Origin of the sequence: Roseomonas rosulenta (assembly GCF_016106005.1) — a bacterium.
Taxonomy (GTDB): domain Bacteria; phylum Pseudomonadota; class Alphaproteobacteria; order Acetobacterales; family Acetobacteraceae; genus Neoroseomonas; species Neoroseomonas rosulenta.
In genome coordinates this window covers 1-2,731 of record NZ_JACADR010000414.1, presented here as the reverse complement: position 1 = coordinate 2,731, position 2,731 = coordinate 1, and the positions used below count along the sequence as shown (strand labels likewise).

Here is a 2,731-nt window from a genome sequence, read left to right as displayed (position 1 = left end):
CAGCGGGACGACATCAGCCGCCGCGGCAGCGGCCAGCGCGGCGATGCCCGGGCGCAGCTCCGCCAGCGCCTGGTCGATCGGCTGGCTCGCCGCCGCCATCAGGTCGCGCGCCGCGGCTTCCTGCAGCTGGCGCAGTGCGAGCAGCGCGGACAGCCGCGCCTCGGCCGGCGCGGCCGCTGCGTCGATCGCGTCGCAGGCGGCTTCCAGCCCGAAGGCCTCGCTGGCAAGCAGCGCGGCGCGGCAGGCGGCGACCGCCTCGGCCCCAGTGGTCAGCCGGCCGATCGCCGCACAACCCAGCCGGTTCGCCACGGCATTGGCCAGGACGGTCGCCACCAGCTCCCGCCGCAGCCGGTGGCGGCCGATGAAGGTGGCGTAGCCTTCCTGCAGCGGCTTCGGGAAATAGGCCATCAGCGCGGGCAGCAGCGCCGGGTCGTCCGGGAGGTCCGATTCGCCCAGCGCATCGGTCAGCCAGAGCTTCGCAAAGGGCAGCAGCGCCGCGATCTCGGGCCGTGTCAGCCCATCGCCGGCGCCGACCCGCCGCGCCATCGCGGCGGCATCGGGCAGCCCCGCCACGGCACGGTCGAGCAGGCCCACGGATTCCAGCCGATCCATCAGCACCGCCTGCGCGGCGAGGTCATCCGGCCCGCCCATCGTCTCGAGCGTGACGGCAAGGGATTGCTGGTCGTTGTCGCGCAGCACCAGGCCAGCGACCTCGTCGGTCATGGCATGCAGCAACTCGTCGCGCGTGCGCCGCGTCAGCAGCCCCTCGGCCTCCGCATCTGCCAGCAGGATCTTGATGTTCACCTCGTGGTCCGAGGTGCTGACGCCCGCCGAATTGTCGAGCGCGTCGGTATTGATGCGGATGCCCGCGCGCGCCGCCTCGATGCGCCCCGCCTGGGTGACGCCGAGATTTGCCCCCTCCCCCACGATGCGCGCGCGGATGTCGCGCCCGTCGATGCGGATCGCGTCGTTGGCGCGGTCGCCGGCCTCGGCCTGGGTCTCGGTGCTGGCCTTCACATAGGTGCCGATGCCGCCGAAATAGAGCAGGTCGGCCTCCATGCGCAGGATGGCCTGCATGATGGCCGCGGGCTCGGCGCGATCCGCCGCGATGCCCAGCATCGCCTGCGCCTGCGGGCTCAGCGGCAGCGACTTGGCATTGCGCGGAAACACGCCGCCGCCCGCGCTGATGAGGCGCGCCTCGTAGTCGGCCCAGGAGGATCGCGGCAGGCGGAACAGCCGCTCGCGCTCGGCATGGGACGCCGCCGGGTCGGGATCTGGGTCGAGGAAGATGTGCCGGTGGTCGAAGGCCGCGCGCAGCCGCGTCTGCTTCGACACCAGCAGCCCGTTGCCGAAGACGTCGCCCGACATGTCGCCCACGCCGACCATGTCGAAGGGCGCATCCTGCACGGAACGCCCCAGCACCTCCCGGAAATGCCGGTCGATCATCACCCAGGCGCCGCGCGCGGTGATGCCCATGCCCTTGTGGTCGTAGCCCGCGGAACCGCCACTGGCGAAGGCATCGCCCAGCCAGAAGCCGTATTCGGCCGACAGGCCATTGGCGATGTCGCTGAAGGTCGCGGTGCCCTTGTCGGCGGCGGCGACGATATAGGGATCATCGCCATCGCGCCGCACGATGCCCGCAGGTGTGACCACCGCCGTGCCCTGGTAGTTGTCCGCCAGGTCCAGCATCGATCGCACCAGCGTGCGGTAGCAGGCGATGCCCTCGGCCTGGAACGCCTCGCGGTCGGATGCCGGCGGCGGGTGCTTGAGCACGAAGCCGCCCTTCGCGCCGGTGGGGACGATGATCACGTTCTTGAGCCGCTGCGCCTTCATCAGGCCAAGGATCTCGGTGCGGAAATCCTCCCGCCGGTCGGACCAGCGGATGCCGCCGCGCGCCACCGGGCCGGCGCGCAGGTGGCAGCCCTCCATGCGCGGCGAATGCACGAAGATCTCGCGCCAGGGGCGGGGCTGCGGCATCTCACCCGCCAGCGCGCTGTCCAGCTTGAAGGCCAGGTAGTCCTTCCCCTGGAAGAAGTTGGTCCGCAGCATGGCGTCGAGCGTGACGCGCAGGCGCGTCAGGATGCGGTCCTCGTCGGGGTTCTCGACACTCTCGAGCAGCATGGCCCAGGCGGCCTCGGCCCGGGCCGTGTCGCGATCGGCCGCGGCGGGGTCGAAGCGGCGGCGGAAGATCTCCACCAGCAGCCGCGCGGCCTCCGGATGCGCCGCCAGCGCGGCTTCGACGGAAGCCTGGGCGAAGGGAAAGCCGACCTGCTTGGCCCAGCGGAACATAGCCCGCAATAGCCAGCATTCGCGCCAGTCGAGCCCCGCGCGCAGCACCAGGCGGTTGAAGCCATCGGCCTCCGCCGCGCCGTCCAGCAGGGCGCTCAGCGCGCCCAGGATCTCGTCGAAGCGGTCCTCCGGGCAATCGGCGCCGGCCTCGAGACGATAGACATGCAGCACCACCTCCGGCCCGCCGGCGGGCACGAGGTGGTAGGGCTGTTCCTCGATGGCGCGCAGATCGAGGCTCTCGAACAGCGGCAGCGCATCGGCCAGCGCCAGTGGCCCGGCGGGATTGGCGAGGCGCAGCGTGAGCGAGCGCGGCCCCGCGCCGGGCGCGCGCAGCAGGTCGGCGCGTGGCCGGCCCGCCTCGATCGCGCGTTCGGCGAGGTCGATATCCGCCACGCCCTGCGCCGCCGTCGCGCCCTCGCGATAGGCGCCGGGGAAGGCCTCG

General features: G+C 72.3%; 1 protein-coding gene. It reads right to left on the bottom strand.

Going from position 1 to position 2,731, the window contains the following annotated elements; translation table 11 throughout:
• Positions 1–2,731 (bottom strand): NAD-glutamate dehydrogenase domain-containing protein (locus HW578_RS25160; protein ID WP_198373437.1); only part of this gene is annotated, 2,731 nt, incomplete at both ends.